Here is a 24,705-nt window from a genome sequence, read left to right on the forward strand (position 1 = left end):
CATAGAGGCACCCTCCACGGCCCGGTCCCGGTCGCGACCACCGCCCTCCCGCCCCGCCCTCCCGGCTTCACCGGCCGCACGGCAGAACTGAACCGCCTACTCCCCCGCCTCGCCCCCTCTCCCGACAAGGGCACCCCCCTCCTCATCTCGGCCGTCACCGGCATGGGCGGCATCGGCAAAACGGCCCTCGCGGTGGAGGCGGCACACCGGGCACGAGTGGAGGGCTGGTTCCCGGGCGGCTTCCTCTTCGTCGACCTGCGCGGCTACGACGACAACCCGGCGACGGCGGACCAGGCCGTCCTGGCCCTGCTGGACGCGATGGGGGTACGAGGCACGGATCTGCCGCCGACGACAGCACGCCAGTACGACGCATTCCACTCACTCCTCACCGAACGACGAGACCGCACGCTACTGATCCTGGACAACGCCTCGGCCCCGTCTCAGTACCTCCCCCTGCTCCCCGGCACGGACCACCACCAGGTACTGATCACATCCCGAGACCGCCCGGACGCCCTCCCGGTACGCGTCATCGACCTCGAAACGCTCGACCCGGACGAGTCCGCCGCCCTCATCACCCGAGCCCTGCACGACGCCGACGAACGCGACGACCGCCCGACCCGCGAACTGGACGCCCTCCACGAACTCACCACCCTCTGCGGCCACTTGCCCCTCGCCCTACACATCGCCGCAGCGATGTTGCGACGACGACGTCACCGGGGCATCGCGTCACTGGTCGCCGAAATCAGGGAGGCCGGCGATCCGACGATCGCGCTCGACAACGGCAGCCCCGGCACCGACCTGTACGGCCGCTCACTGGTCCTGCGGCCGGTGCTGGAGACCTCCTACCGCAGGCTGCCGCCCGACCAGGCCCGGTTGCTGCGGCTGCTATGCCTCGCGCCGGGTGCGGAGACCGGGACGGAGGCGGTGGCGGCGTTGGCGCAACTGGCCGAGGAAACCGCCTTGTCTTTGCTGGAGAGCTTGGCCGCCGCGTATCTGGTCACGCCGGTCCGCGGTGACCAGAAGACAGCTTCCATGCTGCGGTGGCGGGTGCATGACTTGGTGCGGGCCTTCGGGGTGGGCGTGGTGGCGGGGGATGAGGAGTTGCGGGAGGAAGGGGAGGCATCTCGGGGGCGTGTGCTGGACTTCTACTGGCGGTGGGCGGATGCGGCGGATGACCGGTTGCGGTGGCTGCCCGGCGCTCCGGTGCCGAAGCGGTTCAGCGACAGGGGGGAGGCATTGGAGTGGTTCGATGGGGAGCGGGCGGCGTTGGTGGACGCGGTGTCGTGGGGGCGGGAGGAGCGGTTCGCGGACGCGACGGTGGGCCTGGCCTCGTGCCTGGTGGAGTATCTCCAATGGCGACGATATTTCGACGACTGGATCACGGTCTGCCGGGCGGCGCGGGAGGCCGCTCACAGTTCCGGGAACCGAGGCGACGAGGCCATGGCGTGGAACAACCTCGGCTGCGCACTGCGCGAAGCAGGCAGGGCACGGGAGGCCATCGACGCCCACACCCGCGCCCGCGACCTGTACCAGGCCACCAAGGATCATCAAGACGAGGCCATGGCGTGGAACAACCTCGGCCTCGCCCTGCGAGAGGTGGGCCGGGTGGAGGAGGCCGTCGACGCCCACACCCACGCGCGCGACCTGTACCAGTTCACCGGGGTCCCTAGCGACCTGTACCAGGTCACTGGGGACCACCACGGTGAGGCCACGGCGTGGAACAACCTCGGCTGCGCACTGGAAGTGGCAGGCCGGGTGGAGGAGGCGGTCGACGCTCTCAGCCGGGCCCGCGAACTGCACCAGGCCGCCGGGGACCGCCACGGTGAGGCCATGGCATGGAACAACCTCGGCGTCGCCCTACGGAAGGCAGGCCGGGTGGAGGAGGGGGCTGAAGCACATGGCAAGGCCCTGGAGATCTACCTGGACTTCGAGGACTGGTACCGCGCGGGCACCGCCCTGCACAACCTAGCCCTCTCTCACGAGGCCGCACGCCGCCCCGCCGAAGCCCGCACCCACTGGCTCCAGGCCGCCGACGCCTACACCCGAGGCAACGCCCCCACCGAAGCCGCCCAAGCCCGCACCCAGGCCAAGCGGCTGGCCTAACCACCGCACTCTCACCCCGCCTCCGCATACCCCACCGCCCCCCACCTAGGCAGCACCGCCCACATCCTGGTCCCACCCCCCGGCTCCCAAGCCTCCCCGAACCCCCACTCCCCCCTGCACGCCCGCACCACGCACCCCATCACCCTCAACGCGCTCCTCCGCCGCGCATCGCAAGCCGCCACCAGCTTCGGGTGTTCATGCCGGGGATGCCCGTCGTAGAGGACCACCTCAAGGTGCCCCTCCCGGTACCGCAGCGACACATACGCCACAGCGTCCGGCGTGAACTTCCAGGCACACGCGACGAGTTCACCGACGATCTGAACCGTCGGGTCGAGGAGCCCCCGCATCCCGTACGCCGCCAGCACGGCCCGCGTGGAGTCCCGCGCGATCCGGGGGCTGAGCGGTCCGAGTGGCATGGTGAGCCGGTAGTCGAGATGGTCCGGATGCACCGGCGCCACGGACTGGGGCACCTCTCCGAAGACGGGGCACTGCAGGATGGCGAGTTGTTCATGCATGGGGCAACTCCCTTTCACGCAGGGGGATTTGAGACATACGACAGCACCACCGCTCCCACAGGCGGAACACCCCGCACCGTGAGCGACTCGTCACCGACCGTACCGCAAATCCGGAGTACGCGTACTACGCTCGACTCGCCCGAAGTGGACCAACCCCCCACCACGACGGCAGACTGACTCCGTCTCAGAGCCGGAAGCGAGGGAACAGATGCCGCCGAGGAGTTCACCGACGGAGCGTCAGCGGCGGCTCGGTGCGGAATTGCGCAAGATGCGTACGGCCGCCGGGATGACCACCGAACAGGCGGCCAAACTCCTCGGCGTACCCCGCACGAACGTGCCCAACATGGAGTCCGGCCGCTCCGGCATCAGCCCCGAACGCGTACGCGCCCTCGCGGACAACTACGGCTGCGCCGACACGGAGTACGTGGACGCTCTTGCCGCCATGGCCGCCCATCGCAAAAAGGGGTGGTGGGAGGCGTACCGCAACAAGCTCCGGGCCGGGTTCATGGATATCGCCGAGATGGAGTGGCACGCGAGGCGGCTCCGGGTCGCGGTGACCGTACATCTCCCCGGACTTCTCCAGACCGAGGACCACGCCCGCGCCGTCTTCACCGCCGTGATCCCGCCGCTTCCCCAGGGCGAAGTCGAACTCCGGTTGGCCCACCGCATGGACCGACAGCAGGTGCTCGACCGACCCAACCCTCCAGCCCTGGACACCATCGTCCACGAGGCAGGTCTCCGCATGGAGTTCGGCGGCCCGACCGTCGCCAAGCGGCAGCTCCAGCACCTGCTGCACATGACCGAGCGCGACAACGTCACCATCCGCGTCATCCCGTTCAAGGCAGGCGGCTTTCCCGGCGCCGGACAGTCCGTCATCTACGCCGAGGGCGCCGTCCCCCGCCTTGACACCGTCGAACTCGACAGCACCCACGGCGCCGAATTCATCGACCACGAGGCCCAGCTCGACAAGTACCGGACCCAACTCGACGCGGCCGAAGCCGTCGCGCTCACCCCTGACGCCTCACACGACTTCATCCGCGCTGTCGCCGCCGACCTCGACACCCCCTAGGACCCCCATGCCCGACATCACCTGGGAAGAGCCCTTCTGCGGCGAAGCCGCCAACTGCTTCCGCATAGGCACCGACCCCACCGGCAACGCCTACATAGCCATCGCCGGCCGCGAGGACCACTACCTCACCGACACCCGCGAAGCCCTCCGCACCCTCATCCGCGACATCAAGGCAGGCAGAGCCGACCACCTCCTCTGAACACCCCCTAGCGGGTCGCCCCCTCACCCCTCCTCCAACACCCCCGCCCGAAACGGCTCCACCCCCACAACCCGTCGCACCCGCAGCGGCTCGATCAGGATCATCAGCCGCCGTTCCCCGGGCAGCAGCCACGGATACCGCTCCTGCCCGATGTACTTCCGAGTCAGGCGGTCCATGGAACGCGACGCCTCCTCCCCCTCCACGAACCGCGCCACCCGCCCCCGGATCTCGGCCCGGTCGTACGGATTCTCCGCATCGATATGAGAAAGCGAGACATACGGGTTCCGCCGAAGGTTCTCCTCCTTCACGCGCCCCACCGACGTATTGACCATGACGTAATCACGCCCGTCAGCCATCCCGTCAGCCATCCCGCCACCCGTCTCGCCATCCACCTCGATGTCCACCCACATGGGTGACACCTGAGGCGCCCCATCCAGCCCCACCGTCGCCAAATGCCAGAAGTTCGGCGCCAACAACCGCTCACGTATGTGCCCATCCAGCTTCGCCATACGGTCACCTCTACCCAAGGGCCCCACTCACGTCACTCGAACCACACCCTTCCCACAAACCGTAGATTCCTACAATCCGTGTTTGTGGCCGAACAGCCCGTAGTCACCACCCCCCGGCGCCCTTACGTTGTGCGCGTGCACCGACGCTCAGCGCAACCGCAGAATCCGCACCAACCGCACATCCCACCACCGGTCCAACCCCAGGCCCCCTTCGACTCCCCCACCGCCCGAAGACTCCGCGTAGCCCTCAACATGGGCCCGGAGCATGTCGCCTACGGGATGCGTTCCTCGTACGGGCTCCCCTACGTCACCCCGGACCTGGTCATCGCCTGGGAACACGGCACCGTCGCCCCCACGAACCAGGAACTCACCGCACTCGCGGGCGTGTTGTGGTGCGCCCCGGCCGAACTCATCGGCACCCCACGCACCTTGCGCGAACACCGGCTCGCCCGCGCCCTCGCCCCGGAGGACCTGGCGCGGGCCATCGGTATGGAACTGTCCGCCTATCTCCGCATGGAGGAGGCGGACATCTGGCGCGGAACCGACCGTCAGGCCGCCGCGCTCGCCAAGGAGTTGGAGCTGTCGCTGCCGGACCTGATCACGGTCACGGGGCGCGAGCCGAAGCTGATCGAGCTGCTCCACAACGCGGTCACGACCCGCTGGCAGACGCACGTACGACCGGCGGCCAGGCTCCTCTCGCTCGACCGCCGCCTCCTCGAAGACGTCCTCCAGGAGATGCACACCGAGTACCAGAACCTGACAACCCCCGGCCCCGGCAACTCCAGCCGCACCTACCTCGACCAGTTGATCGAACGCTTCTGGTCACACATCGAGAGAACCGAGAGGACCGCGTACTAGACCAACGGCCTCCTAGAACACCGACTCCGCCTCGTCCATCCGATCCTTCGGCACCGTCTTCAGCTCGGTCACCGCCTCCGCCAGCGGGACCATGACGATGTCGGTGCCGCGCAGTGCGGTCATCCGGCCGTAGTCGCCCCGGTGCGCGGCCTCGACCGCGTGCCAGCCGAAGCGCGTGGCGAGCACCCTGTCGTACGCGGTCGGGGTGCCGCCCCGCTGGACGTGGCCCAGGATGACCGGCTTGGCCTCCTTGCCGAGGCGGCGCTCCAGTTCGTACGCCAGTGCCGTACCGATGCCCTGGAAGCGCTCGTGGCCGAACTGGTCGATCTCGCCGTGGCCGTAGTCCATCGTGCCCTCGGCGGGGTGCGCGCCCTCCGCGACGCAGATGACCGCGAACTTCTTCCCTCGCGAGAAGCGCTCCTCCACCATCTTCACCAAGCCGGCGGGGTCGAAGGCCCGTTCCGGCAGACAGATGCCGTGGACGCCCGCCGCCATCCCGGACTCCAGGGCGATCCATCCGGCGTGGCGGCCCATGACCTCCACCACCATCACCCGCTGGTGTGACTCGGCGGTCGTCTTCAGGCGGTCCATCGCCTCCGTGGCGACCCCGACGGCCGTGTCGAAGCCGAAGGTGCGGTCGGTGGAGGAGATGTCGTTGTCGATGGTCTTGGGGACGCCGACCACCGGCAGACCGGCGTCGCTGAGCATCCGCGCGGCCGTGAGCGTGCCCTCGCCGCCGATCGGGATCAGGACGTCGATGCCGAACCGGTGGGCCATGTCCTGCGCGTTCTCGCAGGCCTCGCGGAGGCGGTCGCGCTGGAGGCGGGAGGAGCCGAGGATCGTGCCGCCACGGGCCAGGATGCCGCTGACGGACTCCAGGTCGAGGGTGCGGTAGCGGCCGTCGAGCAGGCCCGCGTAGCCGTCCTCGAAGCCGATGACCTCGTCGCCGTACTGGGCGACCGCTCGGTGCACGACCGACCGGATCACTGCGTTCAGGCCGGGGCAGTCGCCGCCTGCGGTGAGAACTCCGATACGCATCGTGCTGTGTCTCCTGCTCGTCTGTCATGTGTGAGCCGGTCCGATTGTTTCACGGCCCGCACGGACCCGTTGTTCACGGCCAAGCGTCTCAACCTGGCGGGCGCTTTATCCATCCCCAAGGGTATTGTCAAGAGGGTTTCCGTCCGCCAGGGCGGTGATTTTCACTCTTTCACCCACCTCGAACAACTTCACCCACCTCGAACAACACCACAGCCGATCCAACTGTCACATGAAACGGAGAGCCCACGTGACGCGCAGCGTGTACGTGACCGGAGTCGATCGCGGCGACGGCCGCCAGGTCGTCGAGCTGGGAGTCATGGAGCTTCTGACCCGGCAGGTCGACCGGGTGGGGGTGTTCCGCCCGCTGCTGCACCACGGCCCGGACCGGCTCTTCGATCTGCTGCGCGCCCGCTATCGGCTGTCCCAGGACCCGGCCACGGTCTACGGCATGGACTACCACGAGGCGTCCACCCTCCAGGCGGAGCACGGCACCGATGAACTGATCTCCACGCTCGTCGACCGGTTCCACGCCGTGGCCCGTGAGTACGACGTCGTCCTCGTCCTCGGGACGGACTTCGCCGATACGCAGTTCCCCGACGAGCTGTCCCTGAACGCCCGGCTCGCCAACGAGTTCGGCGCGTCCGTCATCTCCGTGGTCGGGGGCCGCAAGCAGACCGCCGAGTCCGTCGCCGCCGAGACGCACAACGCGTACCGCGCCTACGACACCCTCGGCTGCGACGTCCTCGCGATGGTCGTCAACCGGGTCGCGCCCGGCGACCGCGCGGAGATAGCCGAGCGGCTGGGCGACGCACGCCACACCCTCCCCGTGCCGTTCTACGTGCTGCCCGACGAGCCCGCGCTCTCCGCCCCGACGGTCGCCCAGATCACCCATGCCCTCGACGGCAAGGTCCTCCTCGGTGACGACTCCGGCCTCGCCCGTGACGCCCTGAACTTCGTCTTCGGCGGCGCCATGCTGCCGAACTTCCTCAACGCCCTCACCCCGGGCTGTCTCGTCGTCACCCCGGGCGACCGCGCGGACCTGGTCGTCGGCGCCCTCGCCGCCCACAGCGCCGGCACCCCGCCCATCGCCGGTGTGCTGCTCACCCTGAACGAGCGGCCCAGCGAGGAGGTCCTCACCCTCGCCGCCCGCCTCGCCCCCGGCACCCCGGTGGTCGCCGTCGAGTCCGGGTCCTTCCTCACCGCCTCCGAACTCTTCTCCATGGAGGGGAAGCTGAGCGCGGCCACCCCGCGCAAGGCGGAGACGGCCATCGGCCTCTTCGAGCGGTACGTGGACACCGCCGAGCTGCGCACCCGGGTCTCGGCGCCGAGCAGCGACCGGATCACTCCGATGATGTTCGAGCACACCCTCCTCGAACAGGCCCGCTCCGACCGGCGCCGGGTCGTCCTCCCCGAGGGCACGGAGGAGCGCGTCCTGCACGCCGCCGAGGTGCTGCTGCGCCGGGGCGTCTGCGACCTCACCCTGCTCGGGCCGGTCGACCAGATCCGCAAGAAGGCCGCCGACCTGGGCATCGACCTCGGCGACAGCCAGCTGATCGACCCGGGGACCTCCGAGATCCGCGACTCGTTCGCCGAGAAGTACGCCCAGTACCGGGCCCACAAGAACGTCAGCATGGAGCTGGCGTACGACGTCGTGTCCGACGCCAACTACTTCGGGACCCTGATGGTCCAGGAGGGGCTGGCCGACGGCATGGTGTCGGGGTCCGTGCACTCCACGGCCGCGACCATCCGGCCCGCCTTCGAGATCATCAAGACCAAGCCGGACGCGGCCATCGTCTCGTCCGTCTTCTTCATGTGCCTCGCCGACAAGGTCCTCGTCTACGGCGACTGCGCCGTGAACCCCGACCCGAACGCCGAGCAGCTGGCCGACATCGCCATCCAGTCCGCCGCCACGGCACGGCAGTTCGGGGTCGAGCCGCGGATCGCGATGCTGTCGTACTCCACGGGTACCTCCGGCTCGGGCGCGGACGTCGACAAGGTGCGGGAGGCGACGGAGATCGTGCGCTCCCGGCGGCCCGATCTGAAGATCGAGGGGCCGATCCAGTACGACGCCGCCGTCGAGCCCTCCGTGGCGGCGACCAAGCTGCCGGACTCCGAGGTCGCCGGGCAGGCCACCGTGCTGATCTTCCCGGACCTCAACACCGGCAACAACACCTACAAGGCCGTCCAGCGCTCGGCCGGCGCGCTCGCTGTCGGGCCGGTCCTCCAGGGTCTGCGCAAGCCGGTCAACGATCTGTCCCGGGGCGCCCTCGTCCAGGACATCGTGACCACGGTCGCCATCACGGCCATCCAGGCCCAGAGCGCCACGACCGCCCCGGCCCCCACCGCCGCCCGGTGAACCCCGGCCCCACCGCCCTCACCGCCGACAGAAAGCACCCGACCTCCGTGATCGCCACCCGTGTCCTCGTCCTCAACTCCGGTTCCTCCTCGGTGAAGTACCAGCTGCTCGACATGCGGGCCGGCAGCCGGCTGGCCGTGGGGCTGGTCGAGCGCATCGGTGAGACGTCCTCCCGGCTGAAGCACACCCCGCTGAACGACGGCGGCGCCTCCCGTGAGCGCGTGGAGCCGATCGCCGACCACGAGGCCGCCCTGAAGGCCGTCGCCGAGGAGCTGGCCGCCGACGGGCTGGGCCTCGACTCCCCGGAGCTGGCCGCCATCGGCCATCGCGTCGTGCACGGCGGGCAGAGCTTCACCGAGCCGACCGTGGTCGACGAGGCCGTGCTCGCGGAGATCGAGCGGCTGATCCCGGTGGCCCCGCTGCACAACCCGGCCAACCTCACCGGTATCCGCACCGCCCAGGGGCTGCGCCCCGACCTGCCGCAGGTCGCCGTCTTCGACACCGCGTTCCACACGACGATGCCGGAGTCCGCCGCCCGCTACGCCATCGACGTGGAGACCGCCGACGCCCACCGCATCCGCCGCTACGGCTTCCACGGCACCTCGCACGCGTATGTCTCGCGGGCCACGGCCGAGCTGCTGGGCAAGGACCCGTCCGAGGTGAACGTGATCGTGCTGCACCTCGGCAACGGGGCGTCCGCCTCCGCCGTGCGCGGCGGCCGTTGCGTGGACACCTCGATGGGGCTCACGCCTTTGGAGGGGCTCGTGATGGGTACGCGCTCCGGTGACCTGGACCCGGCCGTCATCTTTCATTTGATGCGTGTTGGCGGAATGTCCACGGACGAGATCGACACTCTCCTCAACAAGAAGAGCGGTCTGATCGGACTGTGCGGCGACAACGACATGAGGGAAATACGCCGGCGTATCGACGAGGGCGACGAGCGCGCGACGCTGGCCTTCGACATCTACATTCACCGGTTGAAGAAGTACATCGGCGCCTACTACGCGGTGCTCGGCCGGGTGGACGCGGTCGCGTTCACGGCGGGTGTCGGCGAGAACGCGGCACCGGTGCGGGAGGCGGCCGTAGGGGGCCTGGAAGGGCTGGGCCTGGTCGTGGACGGCGACCTCAACGCCGTACGGGGCGACGGGCCGCGGCTGATCTCGCCGGCCGGCGCTCGGGTCGCGGTCGCGGTGGTGCCGACGGACGAGGAACTGGAGATCGCGGCACAGACGTACGCCCTGGTCGGAAAGAACGACTGAACGACAACATCTGAGCTTCGAAAAGAACAACTGAGCAATACAGACCGGTAACACGATTGAGCGCAGAGCCGCCCATCTGCATTCCGTCGGCCGAATATTCCGTAGCGAAACAAACCGATAGGATCGCCCCATGCGCCGTTCGAAAATCGTCTGTACTCTCGGCCCCGCGGTCGACTCCCACGAACAACTGGTCGGGCTGATCGAAGCCGGTATGAACGTGGCCCGTTTCAATTTCAGCCACGGCAGCCACGCCGAGCACCAGGGTCGCTACGACCGCCTCCGGGCCGCCTGCGCCGAGACCGGCAAGGCCATCGGTGTCCTCGCCGACCTCCAGGGCCCGAAGATCCGTCTGGAGACCTTCGCCGAGGGTCCGGTGGAGCTGGTGCGCGGTGACGCGTTCACCATCACCACCGAGGACGTCCCCGGCGACAAGCAGATCTGCGGGACGACGTACAAGGGCCTGCCCGGTGATGTCACCGCCGGTGACCAGGTGCTGATCAACGACGGCAACGTCGAGTTGAGGGTCGTCGAGGTCGACGGCCCCCGGGTGCGTACCGAGGTCGTCGAGGGCGGTGTCATCTCGGACCACAAGGGCATCAACCTGCCCGGCGCGGCCGTGAACGTCCCGGCGCTGTCCGAGAAGGACGTCGAGGACCTGCGGTTCGCGCTGCGGATGGGCTGCGACCTGGTGGCGCTGTCCTTCGTGCGGGACGCCGACGACGTGCGGGACGTCCACAAGGTGATGGACGAGGTGGGCCGCCGGGTCCCCGTCATCGCCAAGGTGGAGAAGCCGCAGGCGGTGGAGAACATGGAGGACGTCGTGATGGCGTTCGACGGTGTGATGGTCGCCCGTGGCGACCTCGCCGTCGAGTATCCGCTGGAGCGGGTCCCCATGGTGCAGAAGCGCCTCATCGAGCTGTGCCGCCGCAACGCCAAGCCGGTGATCGTGGCGACCCAGATGATGGAGTCGATGATCACCAACTCCCGCCCCACGCGCGCCGAGGCCTCCGACGTGGCCAACGCGATCCTGGACGGCGCGGACGCGGTGATGCTGTCGGCGGAGTCCAGCGTGGGCGCGTACCCGCTGGAGACGGTCCGGACGATGTCGAAGATCGTCGCGGCGGCCGAGCAGGAGCTGCTCTCCAAGGGCCTCCAGCCGCTGGTGCCGGGCAAGAAGCCGCGTACGCAGGGTGGTTCGATCGCCCGTGCCGCCTGCGAGATCGCCGACTTCCTCGGCGGCCGTGCGCTGGTGGCCTTCACCCAGTCCGGTGACACCGCGCGCCGGCTCTCCCGCTACCGCGCCGAGCAGCCGATCATCGCGTACACCACGGACGAGTCCACCCGTAACCAGCTGGCGCTGAGCTGGGGTGTCGAGTCGCATGTGGTGCCGTTCGTGAACAGCACGGACGAGATGGTCGACCTGGTCGACCAGGAGATGGTCAAGCTCAGCGGCTACAACGAGGGCGACATCGTCCTCATCACCGCCGGCTCGCCCCCCGGTGTCCCGGGCACCACCAACATGGTCCGGGTCCACCACCTGGGCGGCGGCTCCCGCGACTGACGCGACAGCGGTACGTACGCCTCCACCGGCGTACGTACGCGGCCTCCGTACGAACGAACGCCGAGGGCGCCCCCTGCGAACAGGGGGCGCCCTCGGTGTTGTGCGGCTCCCGGTGGGGTTCTGTGGTCGACCTGTGAGCGGCCGCTCAGTCGGTCATGTACTGGTGCATACCGGGAACGGTCAGGTCGCCCCCGAACTGGCCCGCCTGGACCACCTTCACGTTGGTGAAGTAGATCAGCGGGATGTCCAGCGGCGGCGGGTGCTCCGGGTCGAAGGTGACCGGGATCAGACCGAGCAGATTGCCGGAGATGCTCTCGGTGTACATGACCGTGGCGCCGTCGCGGATCGTGGACGTGGTGCCCTTGCCGGCCTGGACGTGGTAGGTCACGCCGGCCTGCTTGTCGATGACCGTCTGGTGCAGGTCGCCGATGTCCGAGCCGTCGGAGATGACGTACTTCAGGACCTCCTTGACCGTGCCGTCGGCGGTCTTCACCTTGACGATGCCCTTGTAGGAGGCGCCCTTCAGCAGCAGCGAGCTGGCGTTGAGGTACCAGGGGTCGTCCGGCAGCGGCGGGATGCCCTGCTCGACGCCGCTCTCGTCGTCCGTGGCGGCCGGGCAGTCCTCGGCGTCCACGTCGGTGGCGGTCTCGGTCGGGGACGGCTCGTCGGTGGCGTCGGTCGCGGTGTCGTCCGGCGAGTCGGCGGTGTCCTCGGTGGTGGTGTCGGCCGAGTCGGCGGCGTCCTGCACCTTCTCCGAGGTGTCGTCGGCGGCGTCCTGGGCGTCGTTGCCGGAGTCGCCCGTGTCGGAGGAACCGGAGCCGGTGTCGGAGGTGTCCTCCGTGGCGGAGGGCGTCTCGGTCGGGGACGGCGTCTCGGTGGGCGTCTCGGTGGACGTGGAGTCGTCACCGGTCTCGCCCGTGAAGAAGTCCTCCAGGGCGCTGCCGATGTCCTCCAGCACATTGCCGCTGCTGTCCGTGGCGGTCGGCGACGGCGAGGCCGTACTCGTGTCGGCGGAGGTCTCCTCGGTGGTCTCGGTCGTCGTGGACTCGCCCGTGGCGTCCTGGTCGTCGGAACCTGAATCCGACGAAGAGGAGTCGTCACCGGAGGAGTCACCCGCCGCCGAGTCGCCCGATCCGGAGCCCGAGTCCGCGTCGGAGTCGGAGGAGCCCGAGTCCGTCGAGGTGTCGTCGCCGGCCGAGTCGTCCGAGGTGCCGGTGTCGTCGTCCGTGCCGTCCGTGGCGGTCTCGGACGGTGTGGGCGTCGGGGAGGCCGAGGTGTCCTCGCCGTCCTCCGCGGCTTCCAGGGCCGCCACACAGTCCTTGTACTCGTCCGCGGTCAGGCTCTGCGTCGCCGGGTCCTCGGCGCGGGCGAGGGTGAGGGTCGGTGTGAAGCCCGTGCCCATGAGGACCGCGGTCGGCATCGCCGCCAGGGCTATCGCTTTGCCCGCCGGCATCTTCAGCCGGGTGAGAAGGGGCTTCTTGGGCGCCGCGTGCCGCGGTCCGGATCTCGCACGGGACTCTCCCACCGAAGTCCCGTGGGTCACCTCGTCAGCCGGCACTGTGCCTCCCGTTCGTCCCGTTCGTGGGGGTGGTACCTGACAGGTCGTCACCCTCGCCGCCGACCGCCCCGTTCAGCGAGCCCGCCGGCTCGGGGGCGTCGGACTTCAGCAGGGGGTCCGTACCTGGTTGTGCCGTGGTGTGGAGCTCTTCGTTCTGGGGAGCCGGGGCCTGAGCGGAGGCCTTGCCCGGCATCGAGTACGTGGACGGCACCGCCGCCTCCTCATGACCCGGCGACCAGGAGATGGCGAGGGCGCCACCGATGAGCGCGGGCAGGAAACCGAAGCCGAAACCACCGAGGTTGGCGACCGGGATGGAGACCAGCGCCAGGAGGATCGCCGCGGTGCCGGCGAAGGTGCGTACATGCCGCTGGAACCACAGGCTGATCCCGAGCACCACCAGCAGTACGCCGATGATGAGCGAACCGGCGCCGGTCGTCGTCGACATGGCGAGCGTCAGATGACCGATCTGCAGATTCGCGTACGGCAGGTACATGATCGGGAAACCGCCGAGCAGCACGAACAGGCCCGCCCAGAAGGGACGAGAACCCCTCCAGTCGCCAAAGCGCCGCCGAAAGGCGCGGAGATAGTCTTCGTTCTGCCCCGTTGACTCGGCGCTCATGGACAACAGCTCCCTGGAACGGTGTTGCTGTGAGAAGTTCGCGTACGACACGTAGTACGAAGCGCGCGTACGGGAGTTCACGTACGGAGTTCGCGCGCGGGGTACCCCCCGCGGCGAGGGGGACGGGCGGGCGAGAAAGCCGATGCCCCCTCACCCGCCCAGGGAGTGCCTAGTAGCACTCCACGACGCCCTTGTGGAGCGACATCTTGAGGTTGCTCAGCTTGAAGGTTCCGGCGGTGGTCGCCCACGCCGTCTGCTTCACATCGGTCAGCGTCGCGCTGTCGGCCTGCTGACCGAACGCGTACGGGTTGGCCTGCTCCGAGCCGCCCTTCATGCCAGGACCCTTGCTGGCGTCCTTGGCCGCCACACCGATGTCGATGCCCTTGAAGACGGCGTCCGCCTCAAGGTCCTCGACGTCGATGTAGAGGTTCTCGGCCTCGACCTTCTCGCCACCGGTACCGGCGGTCAGCTTGAGGCTGACGCTGCCGAGGATCGGGACGTTCGGGGTGACGACCGACTGGCACATGTTGGTGATCGACGCGGACTTGAACGCCGAAACGGCGACGGGGTGAACCGTCTTCTCGCCCTTGAGGGTGTAGCCCTCGTCGAGCGCTCCGTACTGCGAGAAGCCCGTACCGTCGAGCCGGTCAGCCGTCACCTTGAACGACTGGCCCGACACACTGAACGACGCGGCGAGAGCGCCCTGCGCGAGGGCGACACCTATCGCAGCCGTGGCGGCGACGCTGGGCACCATGACCACAGCGAACCGCTTCCATCTGGTCCCGCCACGCACCTGGGACTCCATATTTCCTCCTTCTCGGACGTACATCTCCTGCCACCGGCTCGCCCCTTGACGGCGGCTCGGCCGGGCAGGGATGGGAGAAGTGCTACGTCCTCGGGAAGGGGAGCGCCCGCGCTCGGCGGCGCGAGAAGCGCCCGAATCACCGGCGATCACCCCCGAGCGACAACCACTGGTCGCGCCTGACACGCATCACGCACAACCTGCTGGACAGGCTCTGCCGTTGAGCAGAGACCCCCCTGTCCAAGAGTCGGCGCCACTGTCGCCGGCTCTACTCGGTGGGGACCCAGAAAACCCGTTGACCCGACTGGCTGGCGGGGTGCGGGAACGGACCGAGCGTGGCCGATCGTGGTGCATTCTCGCCGCCCTCGCAAGGGGGGTCGTTACTCGCTAGTAACGGAGGGATAACCGAACAACGACCCATCGACATCGGGCGACGACCGAGGGTGGCACCCCGTGAGCCGACAGACCGGTGGAGAGTCGGACAGAGTCCCGCAGAACGACGGTTCCGGCTTACTGCCAGTAACAGCGGCCGCGATTATCAAGATTTGATAAAGCGCGGCCGCGTGTCGCTGGGTCGACAAATCTTCCCCGCCAGCCCCACCCGTCCCGGCAGTTCGCGACGCGGTTCGCACGCGTATCGGAACGCACGCGCGAACGCCGTGGCGAACACGGTCGGAACGCGATGGCGAACGAGGCCGGAACGCCGTTTGCGAACCGGATCAGAACAACGCGCGCGCCAACGCCCTGCGCGCCGCCGTCACCCGCGGATCGTCGCCACCCACCACATCGAACAGCTCAAGCAGCCGTACGCGTACGGTCTCCCGGTCGTCCCCCGCCGTACGCCGCACGGTGTCGACGAGTCGCCCGAAGGCGTCCTCCACATGGCCGCCCACGAGATCGAGGTCGGCGGCGTCGATCTGCGCCCGGGCGTCACCGGGGTTCTCGGCCGCGGCCTTGCGCACGTCCTGCGGGTCCATGCCCTGCACCCGCTCCAGCAACTCGGCCTGGGCGAGGCCGAGTCTGGCCTCGGTGTTGCCCGGGTCGTCGCTCAGTACGTTCTTGTACGCCCGCACCGCGCCGCCGAAGTCACCCGCGTCCAGCGCCTGTACGGCGGCCGCGAGCAGATGGTCGTACGGGCCGGCCGGGACCTGGGGCGCGGCCTCCACACCGGCGCCGGCGCCGGCGCCCGGCTCGGCGTCCGGGTCCACCACGAGCCCGGTGAGCCCGAAGCGCTGCTCGGCGACCTGCACCAGCTGGTCGAGGGTGGCGCGGATCTGCTGCTCGGGGGCGGCCCCCTGGAAGAGCGGCAGCGCCTGGCCCGCCACGATCGCGAACACAGCCGGAATCCCCTGAATCCCGAACTGCTGCATCAGCATCTGATTGGCGTCGACATCGATCTTGGCGAGCACGAAGCGGCCGTCGTACTCGACGGCCAGCCGCTCCAGCACCGGGCTGAGCTGCTTGCAGGGCTGGCACCACTCGGCCCAGAAGTCGATGACGACGGGCACCTCGGCGGACCGCTGCAGAACCTGGCTCTCGAACCCGGCCTCGTCGACATCGATGACGAGATCGGCCGGGGAGACGGCCCCTCCCCCACCCTCCCGGGCGGCCTCGGCACGCGCCTGCTCCGCCTTCGCCTTGGCCTCCTGGGCCGCCTTCACCGCGGCGAGGTCGACGACTCCGCTCATGGACATGTTCCGTGGCTGCATGAGTACATCCTCCCCCCTCCGGGCGCACGCGTGAAAAGCGATCGATGAGCCGACCGCGACGACGGCCGGCCGAGGTGCTGGACTCCCCCTCACCCTTTCGCTACGAGTCGTAGCGTAACTGTGTCCGCGAGGGCTATGTACCCACTCCCCCGTGATCTGTCTCACGATGACGGCGAAGTTCTGGTGAACGGCCGGATATGGTCGGCGAATGGAGAGCCGCACCCCCGCGTCCCGTGCCGTGGGACGCCCGCGCAGCGCCGCCGCGGACGCCGCGATCCTGGCCGCGACCCGAGCGGCTCTGGTCGACCTGGGCTGGTCGAAGCTGACGCTGGGCGATGTGGCGACGCGCGCCGGAGTCGCGAAGACCACGCTCTACCGGCGCTGGGCGGGCAAGAACGAGCTGGTCGTGGACGCCGTGGCCGAACTGTTCGACGAACTCCGCCTTCCCGACCGGGGCAGTCTCGCGGCGGACATCGAGGGGGTGGTCCTGCAGTTCGCGGCGATCCTGGCCCGCCCCGAGACGAAGAGCGGGCTGATGGCCGTACTGGCCGAGTCCACCCGCGACGACGCCCTGCGCGAACGCATCCGCATCTCCATCGTCGACCGCCAGAAACGCCTCGTCCTGGAGGGCCGCGCCCGCGCCGAACACCGGGGCGAACTCCTCCCGGAACAGACCCCGGAGGAGGCGGCCCGCACGGTGGACCTGATCTTCGACATGGTCGCCGGCGCGGTGGTCCACCGCACCCTGTTCACCGGCAAACCAGCGGACAAACCCTGGGTCCACAATTTCACCAACCTCCTCCTCCAGGGCCTCACCCCTCAACGGGACTCCGGGCCTATGCGATAGCCCTCACCGGGGGCCGGGCCGATGCCATTGGCCTCACCGGGAGGCCGGGGCCGATGTCATCTGCCTCACCGGGCGTCCGGCCTCGCGCCGGAGTTCCCAGCGGGAGTCCCGGCATAGCGCCTCAGAAGACGGGGGGTTCGGTGTAGGCGCCCCATTCCGCGCGGAGCGCCCCGCAGATTTCCCCGAGGGTGGTCTCGGCTCGGGCGGCGGCCAGCATCGGCTCGATCATGTTGGCTCCGCCCCGCGCGGCGTCCAGCAGGTCGTCGAGGGCGCGTCGTACGGCGGCGGCATCACGCGCGGTCTTCCTCCCCGCCAGCCCCCGCACCTGCTCCCGCTCCATCTCGTGCCCGACCCGGAGGATCTCCAGGTCCCCGGTCACGGACCCCTGGTGGACGTTCACCCCCACCACCCTCTTCTCCCCCTTCTCCAACGCCTCCTGATACCGGAACGCGGACTCGGCGATCTCCCCCGTGAACCACCCGTCCTCGATCCCCCGCAGAATCCCGGAGGTCATCTCCCCGATGGGATGCCGCCCATCGGGATGGGCCCGCAACCCCCGCTCCCTGATCCCTTCGAAGATCCCCTCCGCCTGCTCCTCGATCCGATCGGTCAGCTGCTCGACGTACCACGAACCCCCGAGCGGATCGGCGACGTTGGCGACCCCGGTCTCCTCCAGCAACACCTGCTGCGTCCTGAGCGCGATCTCCGCCGCCCGCTCGCTCGGCAACGCCAGCGTCTCGTCGAGCGCGTTGGTGTGCAGCGAGTTGGTGCCGCCGAGCACCGCGGCGAGCGCCTCCACCGCCGTGCGCACCACGTTGTTGTACGGCTGCTGGGCGGTCAGCGAGACTCCGGCGGTCTGCGTATGGAACCGCAACCACTGCGCCCGCTCCGACCGCGCCCCGTACACCTCCCGCATCCACCGCGCCCAGATCCGCCGCGCCGCCCGGAACTTGGCGATCTCCTCGAAGAAATCCACCTGGGCGTCGAAGAAGAAGGACAGCCCCGGCGCGAACACGTCCACGTCCAGCCCCCGGCTGAGCCCCAGTTCGACGTACCCGAACCCGTCCGCCAGGGTGTACGCCAGCTCCTGCGCGGCGGTCGCCCCGGCCTCCCGGATGTGGTAGCCGGACACGGACAGCGGCTTGTACGCCGGGACGCGGGCCGCGCAGTACTCCATCAGATCCCCGATGAGCCTCAGATGCGGCTCGGGCCCGAAGAGCCACTCCTTCTGCGCGATGTACTCCTTGAAGATGTCGGTCTGCAGCGTGCCGTCGAGTACGGCCGGATCGACGCCCTGCCGCTCGGCGGCGACGAGATACATGCAGAACACCGGCACCGCCGGCCCACTGATCGTCATGGAGGTGGTGACGTCCCCCAGCGGAATCCCCCGGAACAGCACCTCCATGTCGGCGGCCGAGTCCACGGCCACCCCGCAGTGCCCGACCTCCCCCACCGACCGGGGATCATCCGAGTCCCGCCCCATGAGCGTCGGCATGTCGAATGCCACGGACAGCCCACCGCCCCCATGGGCGAGGATCATCCGATACCGCTCATTGGTCTGCCCGGCACTCCCGAACCCGGCGAACTGCCGAATCGTCCAGGCCCGCCCCCGATACCCGGTCGAGTACAACCCCCGCGTGAACGGAAACTCCCCCGGCCACCCGATCCGCTCGAACCCCTGATACACATCCCCCGCCCGAGGCCCATACACAGCCTCGACCGCCTCCCCGGACAACGACGAGAAGTCCCCCTCCCGCCGCCGAGCAGCCTCAAACCGCCCCTGCCACCGCCGCCGCCCCTCCTGGATGCCCTCAGCGTCCATACCACCAAATTTACTAGGGCGTCCTAGCACATGCCCACGGCAGACCGCCGTACGCGCTCCGTACGGCGGTGGGGCCGACCGATGGGGTCGGCGCTCAGGCCTTGGCGGTCACGGGCGAGGCGTCCTTGGCCTCGACCCCGAGTTCGTGGGTGATACGCCGCTCCACGAAGAAGGCCGCGGTGGGGATCGTGCCCGCCAGCAGCACCCACAGCTGCTTGCGCACCGGCCACTTCGCCTTGGAACCGAGATCGAAGGCGAAGACGAGGTACAGGACGTACAGCCAGCCGTGTGCGATACCGATGACCTGGGTGAAGCTGTCGGCGCCGTCCAACTTGAGCAGATACTTGGCGATCACACCGAGGGTCAGCAGGACCAGCAGCACACCGGTGACATAGGCCATGACGCGATAGCGGGTGAGCACGCTCTTTTTCATGCACCCGAGCGTAACCACCCGTCTCGAACGATCTTCGGGCGCCCCTCGACGTGCGCTCAGCCCTCCTCGAAGTCCCCCGCCGCCACCCGCAGGGGTCGGAGCATGGCGAAGATTTCGGCGCATTCCTCTGCGTCGTAGGCGCTGAGGCCGAAGTCCATGGACATGAGTTCGCGGGTGGCGGCCTCGCAGACCTCGCGGCCCTTGTCGGTGATGGAGGCGAGGGTGCCCCGGCCGTCGTTGGGGTTGGGGCGTTTGTCGACCAGGCCGGACTTGACCAGGCGGTCCACGGTGTTCGTCACCGATGTGGGGTGCACCATCAGCCGCTCGCCGATCTTCGACATCGGCAGCTCGCCCTTCTGGGAGAAGGTGAGCAGCACCAGCGCCTCATAGCGCGCGAAGGTCAGCCCGTACGGCTTGACGACCGCGTCGACCTCCGCCAGCAGGATCTGCTGGGCGCGCATGATCGAGGTGATCGCGGCCATGGACGGGACGTTTCCCCAGCGCTGCCTCCAGTGCTCGTCGGCGCGCGCGATGGGATCGAAGGAGAGGCTGAGCGGCTTCGGCACGACATCGACCTTACCGGCCGGTCACATCATGGTCAGCCCCGTCTCGCTTTTCGGTCCCGCCTCCCTGAAATCCCCCCACCCCACCCGGACTCACCACCGGCCGGGTGGGGTGGGGGGGAGCGGGGCTCCGGCGGGGCGACCTCGCGTATCGGGGCGGCCTCGTATACGGGGCGGCCTCGCATACCGGGGGCCGCACACGGCGGTAGGGGCACCCGGTGTCGGGTGCCCCTACCTGTGGGGGGACGGGGAGGCGTCGGTCGCCCTCGGGGGCTCGGCGACGTCGGCCCCTCCGCCGGGGAGGGAAGGTCAGTCGTCCGAGCGGTCCGCCGTCACCTTGGCGGAGTCGAGGTCCACCCGCCAGTCGCTGCCGGTGCCGTCGGCGGCGGTGGTGTCGACGCTCCACGCCTGGTCCGCGCTGTCCTCGTCGAGGTCGACGGAGGTGACGGTGCCCTTGGCGGCACCCGCCTCGGCGGCCTCGGCTGCGGTCACGGAGCTGCCCTTGAGGGCGGCCCGGATCGCCTCGGTCTCGGCGGCGTCGTCCCCGTCCTCGTCCCGGTCGACATGGGAGCCGAGGACCTTGCCGGTGGCCGGGTCGATCTGGACGCTGTGCCAGGTCCCGCCGTTGGTGAAGAGGTCGACGTCCCAGACGTGGGTGTTGCCCTCGTCGTCGAGGTCGGCGGACACGGCCGTACCGGCCTTGTGCTTGAGGGCGGCCTCGATGGCGTCGGCCGCCGTGATCTTCCCGGCCTTGGCCTCGGCGGCGTTCTCGGCCTTGTCGTCGGCGTCCTCGTCCGTGTCCCGGGCGGCCCGGTCCTCGGCGCGGTCGGCGGCCTCGTCCTGAGCCGTGTCGCCGCCGGCGTCACTGCCGTCGCCGGCGTCACCGCCGTCGGTGTCGTTGACGTCCACGTCGTCGCGGTCGTAGCCGTTGCCGTCGTCCGAGTTGTCGTCGCCGTCGTTCGACACGGTCACGGTCTTCTTCGCGGGCGCCTCGTCGTCGCCCGAGACCGCGATGGCGGTGGCGGTGCCGCCGCCGATCAGGGCCACGGCCGCGATGGTGGCGATGACGATGTTGCGCTTCATGGGATTCCTCCAGAATGCGACTGGTCGCAACCAGTAACGGATGGTGTCGCCGGTTGCAGTCGGCTTGTCCGCCTCGTCTGCTGTCGACGGGAACCAATCTGGCGGAGCGTCACTGAAGCAGACCTGAAGCCGCCTGAAGACCGCTTCAGGTTCGGTTTGCCAAGCTGAAGCCATGCGCCCACCCGTCTCCCACCACCGCCCTGTCCGAGGCGCTTCGCGCCGCACCCCTCGATTCTTGATCGCGGAAGACGAGAAGCGACTCGCCGTGTCGCTGGCCAAGGGCCTGACGGCCGAGGGGTACGCCGTGGACGTCGTCCACGACGGCATCGACGGCCTGCACCGGGCGAGCGAGGGGTCGTACGACCTCGTGATCCTCGACATCATGCTCCCCGGCATGAACGGCTACCGCGTCTGCGCCGCCCTGCGCGCCGCCGGCCACGACGTACCGATCCTGATGCTCACCGCGAAGGACGGCGAGTACGACGAGGCCGAGGGCCTCGACACGGGCGCCGACGACTACCTCACCAAGCCCTTCTCATACGTCGTCCTGGTCGCCCGGGTGAAGGCCCTGCTCCGCCGCCGGGGCCCGGCCGGCGGCGCCTCACCCCTGCACACCGTGGGCGCCCTCAAGCTCGACACGGCCGCCCGGCGGGTGTTCCTCGCGGAGGACGAAGTCGCCCTCACCACCAAGGAGTTCGCGGTCCTGGAACAGCTCGTCCTGCGGGCCGGCGAGGTCGTGTCCAAGGCCGACATCCTGGAGCACGTCTGGGACTTCGCCTACGACGGCGACCCCAACATCGTCGAGGTCTACATCAGCACCCTGCGCCGCAAGCTCGGCCCCACGCTCATCAAAACGGTCCGCGGGGCCGGTTACCGCCTGGAGGCCCGCCCATGAAGCGCCGTCTCGCCTCCGTACGGGCCCGCGCCACGCTCGCCGCGACCGTCGTCGTGGCCATCGCCCTGGTCGCCGCGGGAACCGCCGTACTGCTCTCACTGCGGTTCACCCTCATCGACAAGGCGGACTCGGAGGCCGACTCCGTGGCCCGCAACGCCGCCTCGGCGCTGGCCAACGGATTCGCGTACGACGAGCTGAACCTGCCGGACGGCGACGAGAACCCCGTCGAGGTCCTGGACCGGAACAACACGCCCGTCGCCGTCGGCGAGGACGTCGAGGGCATGAACGTGACCGAGGTCGCCTCGGACCGCCTCAACTCCGAGACCAACGACGACGCCGACGACAGGGCCGAGGGCGACCGTGAGGCGGAGGACGAGGACACCCTCGCACCAGGCGGGATCGCCGACGAGACCTGGTACGGCGAGGGCACCGCGACCGTCGAGGGGGAGACGGAGCACTACCGGTTCGCCGCGGTCGACGTGATCACCCCGGGCGGGGTTCCGCTCACCGTGTACGCGGGCGCCCCGCTCTCCGTCGAGGAGGACGCCGTCGACACCGCGCTGACGACGATGCTCATCGGTCTGCCCCTGCTGCTGCTGACGGTCGGCGGGGTGACGTACACCGTCACCCGGCGGGCCCTGCGCCCCGTCGAGGGCATCCGCGCCGAGATGGCCGCGATCACCGCCTCGGAGGACCTCTCCCGTCGCGTCCCCGAACCGGACACCCACGACGAGATCGCCCGCCTCGCCCGTACGACGAACGAGACACTGGCCGCCCTGGAGACCTCGGTGGAACGCCAGCGCGCCTTCGTCGCCGACGCCTCCCACGAACTGCGCAGCCCCATCGCGTCCCTGCGCACCCAACTCGAAGTGGCCGCCGCGCACCCGGAGTTGCTGGACCTGGACGGCGCGGTCGAGGACACGGTCCGCCTCCAGTCCCTGGCCGCCGACCTCCTCCTCCTGGCCCGCCTGGACGCCGGCGAACGCCCCGCCCCGAACGCCCACTTCGACCTGGCGAAGGTGGTGAGGCAGGAGACCGCCGACCGGCCCGGCGTGACCGTCGAGGCGACGGCGGACTCCCTGGAGGTGAACGGCTCGAAGGCCCAGCTCACCCGAGTCCTCACCAACCTCCTGGACAACGCCCAGAGACACGCCAGAAGCCGGGTGACGGTCACCTTGCGCACCCAGCCCCCCTGGATCGTCCTGTCGGTGGCCGACGACGGCTCCGGAGTCCCCGACCCGGACCGCACCCGAATCTTCGAACGCTTCGTCCGCCTGGACGAGTCAAGAGCGAGGGACGAGGGTGGAGCCGGCCTGGGCCTGGCAATAGCAAGGGACATCGCGGTACGCCACGGAGGCACGCTGACGGTGACCGACTCCCCAGAGGGGGGCGCCCTCTTCGAGCTTCGGCTACCCCAGCAAACCTAGGGGCGCGGGGAACTGCGCGACCAGCCGAACTCAGCCGGCAGCCGACAACACCCCGCAGCCCCCACGGCGCTCCATTCGGCTCTCCCAGCGGAGCGCTACGGCTTACCCCGGTGGCTCCGAAGATGCTCCGCAATCGGAGTCAAAGACGTCCGCAACTCCTCCAACGCCTCCGCCGGCAGCAGATCAATGAAGTGCCGCCGCACGGAGGCGACATGATGTGGCGCCACCTTCTTCATCGTGTCCATGCCGTGCTCGGTGAGCACGGCGAACAGCCCCCGCCGATCGGACTCGCAGTTCTCACGCCGCACAAGATCCGCGTTCTCCATACGCGTGATCTGGTGCGAGAGCCGGCTCTTGGACTGCAGGGTCGCGGCGGCGAGGTCGCTCATCCGCATCCGCAGCCCCTCCGACTCGGAGAGGTTCACCAGGATCTCGTAGTCGTTCATTGTCAGGCCGAACGGCTGCAGATCCCTTTCGAGCTGGTGCATCAGCAATCTGTTGACGTCCAGATGGGTGCGCCAGGCGCACTGCTCCGCATCGGTCAGCCAGCGCGTGGCCGTCTCGGTCTCCATGAATGAAGTCTACCTAAAAGGTTGAAAGGCGAACTACTGAGGGTTGCGGTGGTACGGGTGGAACCGTGACGGCGTGCACACGTTCGACGTCACACTCCGCAGACTACCGCTCACAGCCCGAAGCGACGCTGTAGGTCTCCGAGCTGTCCGGGAAGGCGCGGTGCACCGGCCTGGCCGCCGTGACCCCCGACCATCCCGCCGCCACCAGGCACTCCCGGCTCGTGCGGGACCATGCCCGTGGCCTGCTCCGCCATCAGCGTCTCCGACGACTGGAGCAGCACCGTACCGGCCCCGACGAACTCGAACTGGTGCTCCTCGCCGGAGGCTCCGCCGAGGCCCGTCAGCGCACGTAGACCGCCCATCACGCCCTGCATGTACCCGTGGTCGTAGTGGTGGCACGGGGACGGGCAGTCGGCCCAGCCGACGAGGGCCTGGGGATCGACCCGAATGGGGGGTTCCATGAAGACCACCGGACCGTTGGAGGCCGCCACGAACTTCCCGGTCCCGATCAGCGTCAGGAACCCCGGAACGATCGACTGCTTCAGCGCGAGACTTGGCTGAAACGCGAGAAGGTTGCCCGAGCGAATGGTCAGATTGCCCTCGTCCAGATCGTACGAATTGACGTCGAAGGCCCGGTCGGCGAGGAGCATCTTGCCGGAGCCCTGTGCCACCACCCAGTCGCTCGCGTGCAGAGGCGAATGGAACGACGTACGCACGAGACCGTCCAGCCGGCCGTGCCCGATGCCGTTGAACTCCATCTGGCCGTAGTAGGCGATCATCTTGCCCTTCTGCAGGAACCACTGGCTCCCCTTGAGTTCCACGCAGAAGGTGTAGTTGTTGACGTTGTCGTCGCTCGGCAACGTCATGGGGTCGAAGACGGTCGGGCCGGCGCCCGGGGCCCCGTACAT

General features: G+C 69.2%; 23 protein-coding genes. 10 read left to right on the top strand and 13 right to left on the bottom strand.

The genetic code is table 11. The features are described from left to right. Positions 1–87 precede the first annotated feature (87 nt). Positions 88–2,103, top strand: a complete 2,016-nt coding sequence (locus ACWD4G_RS23235) for a tetratricopeptide repeat protein (protein ID WP_451296652.1) — start codon at positions 88–90, stop codon at positions 2,101–2,103. Between the two features lie 11 nt (positions 2,104–2,114). On the opposite strand, the gene ACWD4G_RS23240 is transcribed toward ACWD4G_RS23235, so the two are convergent. Continuing rightward, positions 2,115–2,618, bottom strand: a complete 504-nt coding sequence (locus ACWD4G_RS23240; RefSeq protein WP_451296301.1) for an ATP-binding protein — start codon at positions 2,616–2,618, stop codon at positions 2,115–2,117. 208 nt (positions 2,619–2,826) lie between these two features. On the opposite strand from ACWD4G_RS23240, the gene ACWD4G_RS23245 reads away from it, so the two are divergent. Both ACWD4G_RS23245 and ACWD4G_RS23250 read left to right on the top strand, forming a co-directional pair. Further along, positions 2,827–3,687 (top strand): helix-turn-helix domain-containing protein, encoded by an 861-nt coding sequence (locus tag ACWD4G_RS23245; protein ID WP_451296303.1) that lies wholly within the window; start codon positions 2,827–2,829, stop codon positions 3,685–3,687. A 7-nt stretch (positions 3,688–3,694) separates the two neighbouring features. Beyond that, complete coding sequence (locus ACWD4G_RS23250; protein ID WP_451296305.1) at positions 3,695–3,886, top strand: hypothetical protein; 192 nt, start codon at positions 3,695–3,697, stop codon at positions 3,884–3,886. Positions 3,887–3,909: 23 nt separating this feature from the next. Here ACWD4G_RS23250 and ACWD4G_RS23255 read toward each other — a convergent pair whose 3' ends face one another. Continuing rightward, positions 3,910–4,395, bottom strand: coding sequence for a TIGR03618 family F420-dependent PPOX class oxidoreductase (locus tag ACWD4G_RS23255; RefSeq protein ID WP_451296307.1), 486 nt, complete (start codon positions 4,393–4,395; stop codon positions 3,910–3,912). A gap of 135 nt (positions 4,396–4,530) precedes the next feature. Between ACWD4G_RS23255 and ACWD4G_RS23260 the strand changes: the two genes are divergently transcribed. Continuing rightward, complete coding sequence (locus ACWD4G_RS23260; RefSeq protein ID WP_451296309.1) at positions 4,531–5,253, top strand: XRE family transcriptional regulator; 723 nt, start codon at positions 4,531–4,533, stop codon at positions 5,251–5,253. Positions 5,254–5,265: 12 nt separating this feature from the next. On the opposite strand, the gene ACWD4G_RS23265 is transcribed toward ACWD4G_RS23260, so the two are convergent. Next, on the bottom strand, positions 5,266–6,291 hold the full coding sequence (locus ACWD4G_RS23265; RefSeq protein ID WP_451296311.1) for an ATP-dependent 6-phosphofructokinase: 1,026 nt from the start codon (positions 6,289–6,291) through the stop codon (positions 5,266–5,268). A 247-nt stretch (positions 6,292–6,538) separates the two neighbouring features. Here ACWD4G_RS23265 and pta point away from each other — a divergent pair, with 247 nt between their 5' ends. From pta to pyk, 3 genes are all read left to right on the top strand, one after another. Next, positions 6,539–8,647: a phosphate acetyltransferase gene (gene pta / locus ACWD4G_RS23270; protein ID WP_451296313.1), complete on the top strand. Its 2,109-nt coding sequence runs from the start codon at positions 6,539–6,541 to the stop codon at positions 8,645–8,647. Between the two features lie 47 nt (positions 8,648–8,694). Then, a complete protein-coding gene (locus tag ACWD4G_RS23275) occupies positions 8,695–9,906 on the top strand; it encodes an acetate kinase (RefSeq protein WP_451296654.1) in 1,212 nt (403 codons plus the stop codon). A gap of 130 nt (positions 9,907–10,036) precedes the next feature. After that, complete coding sequence (pyk, locus tag ACWD4G_RS23280) at positions 10,037–11,467, top strand: pyruvate kinase (RefSeq protein WP_451296315.1); 1,431 nt, start codon at positions 10,037–10,039, stop codon at positions 11,465–11,467. A 145-nt stretch (positions 11,468–11,612) separates the two neighbouring features. Here the strand turns inward: pyk and ACWD4G_RS23285 are convergent, their stop codons facing one another. The 4 genes from ACWD4G_RS23285 to ACWD4G_RS23300 form a co-directional block, all read right to left on the bottom strand. Next, complete coding sequence (locus ACWD4G_RS23285) at positions 11,613–13,025, bottom strand: hypothetical protein (protein ID WP_451296317.1); 1,413 nt, start codon at positions 13,023–13,025, stop codon at positions 11,613–11,615. Then, positions 13,015–13,644 carry a DUF6114 domain-containing protein gene (locus ACWD4G_RS23290; RefSeq protein ID WP_451296319.1) on the bottom strand — a complete coding sequence of 210 codons (630 nt, stop codon included), beginning with the start codon at positions 13,642–13,644 and terminating at the stop codon, positions 13,015–13,017. Before ACWD4G_RS23290 ends, ACWD4G_RS23285 begins: the two co-directional genes overlap by 11 nt. A 169-nt stretch (positions 13,645–13,813) precedes the next feature. Continuing rightward, positions 13,814–14,449, bottom strand: coding sequence for a DUF6230 family protein (locus ACWD4G_RS23295; protein ID WP_451296321.1), 636 nt, complete (start codon positions 14,447–14,449; stop codon positions 13,814–13,816). Positions 14,450–15,165: 716 nt separating this feature from the next. Continuing rightward, on the bottom strand, positions 15,166–16,155 hold the full coding sequence (locus ACWD4G_RS23300; RefSeq protein ID WP_451296323.1) for a tetratricopeptide repeat protein: 990 nt from the start codon (positions 16,153–16,155) through the stop codon (positions 15,166–15,168). A gap of 208 nt (positions 16,156–16,363) precedes the next feature. On the opposite strand from ACWD4G_RS23300, the gene ACWD4G_RS23305 reads away from it, so the two are divergent. Beyond that, positions 16,364–17,002, top strand: a complete 639-nt coding sequence (locus ACWD4G_RS23305) for a TetR/AcrR family transcriptional regulator (protein WP_451296325.1) — start codon at positions 16,364–16,366, stop codon at positions 17,000–17,002. A 121-nt stretch (positions 17,003–17,123) separates the two neighbouring features. On the opposite strand, the gene ACWD4G_RS23310 is transcribed toward ACWD4G_RS23305, so the two are convergent. The 4 genes from ACWD4G_RS23310 to ACWD4G_RS23325 all read right to left on the bottom strand — a co-directional run bounded on the left by ACWD4G_RS23310 (position 17,124) and on the right by ACWD4G_RS23325 (position 20,903). Continuing rightward, positions 17,124–18,824 carry an acyl-CoA mutase large subunit family protein gene (locus ACWD4G_RS23310; protein ID WP_451296327.1) on the bottom strand — a complete coding sequence of 567 codons (1,701 nt, stop codon included), beginning with the start codon at positions 18,822–18,824 and terminating at the stop codon, positions 17,124–17,126. Between the two features lie 94 nt (positions 18,825–18,918). Next, on the bottom strand, positions 18,919–19,257 hold the full coding sequence (locus ACWD4G_RS23315; protein WP_451296329.1) for a DUF3817 domain-containing protein: 339 nt from the start codon (positions 19,255–19,257) through the stop codon (positions 18,919–18,921). 56 nt (positions 19,258–19,313) lie between these two features. Beyond that, entirely contained in the window at positions 19,314–19,823 is a 510-nt protein-coding gene (locus tag ACWD4G_RS23320) for a MarR family winged helix-turn-helix transcriptional regulator (protein WP_451296331.1), read from the bottom strand. A gap of 306 nt (positions 19,824–20,129) precedes the next feature. Then, complete coding sequence (locus ACWD4G_RS23325; RefSeq protein WP_451296333.1) at positions 20,130–20,903, bottom strand: PepSY domain-containing protein; 774 nt, start codon at positions 20,901–20,903, stop codon at positions 20,130–20,132. Between the two features lie 172 nt (positions 20,904–21,075). Between ACWD4G_RS23325 and ACWD4G_RS23330 the strand changes: the two genes are divergently transcribed. Both ACWD4G_RS23330 and ACWD4G_RS23335 read left to right on the top strand, forming a co-directional pair. After that, positions 21,076–21,798: a response regulator transcription factor gene (locus ACWD4G_RS23330; RefSeq protein WP_451296335.1), complete on the top strand. Its 723-nt coding sequence runs from the start codon at positions 21,076–21,078 to the stop codon at positions 21,796–21,798. Next, positions 21,795–23,225: an ATP-binding protein gene (locus ACWD4G_RS23335; protein WP_451296337.1), complete on the top strand. Its 1,431-nt coding sequence runs from the start codon at positions 21,795–21,797 to the stop codon at positions 23,223–23,225. Before ACWD4G_RS23330 ends, ACWD4G_RS23335 begins: the two co-directional genes overlap by 4 nt. Before the next feature lie 95 nt (positions 23,226–23,320). Here the strand turns inward: ACWD4G_RS23335 and ACWD4G_RS23340 are convergent, their stop codons facing one another. Then, a complete protein-coding gene (locus ACWD4G_RS23340; RefSeq protein WP_451296339.1) occupies positions 23,321–23,797 on the bottom strand; it encodes a MarR family winged helix-turn-helix transcriptional regulator in 477 nt (158 codons plus the stop codon). A gap of 110 nt (positions 23,798–23,907) precedes the next feature. Then, on the bottom strand, positions 23,908–24,705 hold the full coding sequence (locus ACWD4G_RS23345; protein WP_451296656.1) for an AIM24 family protein: 798 nt from the start codon (positions 24,703–24,705) through the stop codon (positions 23,908–23,910).

The sequence above is a fragment of the Streptomyces sp. NPDC002643 genome, from assembly GCF_053592555.1.

Coding starts and splice junctions, on each gene's coding strand:
- ACWD4G_RS23240 (WP_451296301.1), bottom strand. CDS start 2,618: ATGCATGAACAACTCGCCATCCTGCAGTGCCCCGTCTTCGGAGAGGTG.
- ACWD4G_RS23245 (WP_451296303.1), top strand. CDS start 2,827: ATGCCGCCGAGGAGTTCACCGACGGAGCGTCAGCGGCGGCTCGGTGCG.
- ACWD4G_RS23250 (WP_451296305.1), top strand. CDS start 3,695: ATGCCCGACATCACCTGGGAAGAGCCCTTCTGCGGCGAAGCCGCCAAC.
- ACWD4G_RS23255 (WP_451296307.1), bottom strand. CDS start 4,395: ATGGCGAAGCTGGATGGGCACATACGTGAGCGGTTGTTGGCGCCGAAC.
- ACWD4G_RS23265 (WP_451296311.1), bottom strand. CDS start 6,291: ATGCGTATCGGAGTTCTCACCGCAGGCGGCGACTGCCCCGGCCTGAAC.
- pyk (WP_451296315.1), top strand. CDS start 10,037: ATGCGCCGTTCGAAAATCGTCTGTACTCTCGGCCCCGCGGTCGACTCC.
- ACWD4G_RS23290 (WP_451296319.1), bottom strand. CDS start 13,644: ATGAGCGCCGAGTCAACGGGGCAGAACGAAGACTATCTCCGCGCCTTT.
- ACWD4G_RS23295 (WP_451296321.1), bottom strand. CDS start 14,449: ATGGAGTCCCAGGTGCGTGGCGGGACCAGATGGAAGCGGTTCGCTGTG.
- ACWD4G_RS23300 (WP_451296323.1), bottom strand. CDS start 16,155: ATGCAGCCACGGAACATGTCCATGAGCGGAGTCGTCGACCTCGCCGCG.
- ACWD4G_RS23305 (WP_451296325.1), top strand. CDS start 16,364: ATGGAGAGCCGCACCCCCGCGTCCCGTGCCGTGGGACGCCCGCGCAGC.
- ACWD4G_RS23310 (WP_451296327.1), bottom strand. CDS start 18,824: ATGGACGCTGAGGGCATCCAGGAGGGGCGGCGGCGGTGGCAGGGGCGG.
- ACWD4G_RS23315 (WP_451296329.1), bottom strand. CDS start 19,257: ATGAAAAAGAGCGTGCTCACCCGCTATCGCGTCATGGCCTATGTCACC.
- ACWD4G_RS23325 (WP_451296333.1), bottom strand. CDS start 20,903: ATGAAGCGCAACATCGTCATCGCCACCATCGCGGCCGTGGCCCTGATC.
- ACWD4G_RS23330 (WP_451296335.1), top strand. CDS start 21,076: ATGCGCCCACCCGTCTCCCACCACCGCCCTGTCCGAGGCGCTTCGCGC.
- ACWD4G_RS23335 (WP_451296337.1), top strand. CDS start 21,795: ATGAAGCGCCGTCTCGCCTCCGTACGGGCCCGCGCCACGCTCGCCGCG.
- ACWD4G_RS23340 (WP_451296339.1), bottom strand. CDS start 23,797: ATGGAGACCGAGACGGCCACGCGCTGGCTGACCGATGCGGAGCAGTGC.
- ACWD4G_RS23345 (WP_451296656.1), bottom strand. CDS start 24,705: ATGTACGGGGCCCCGGGCGCCGGCCCGACCGTCTTCGACCCCATGACG.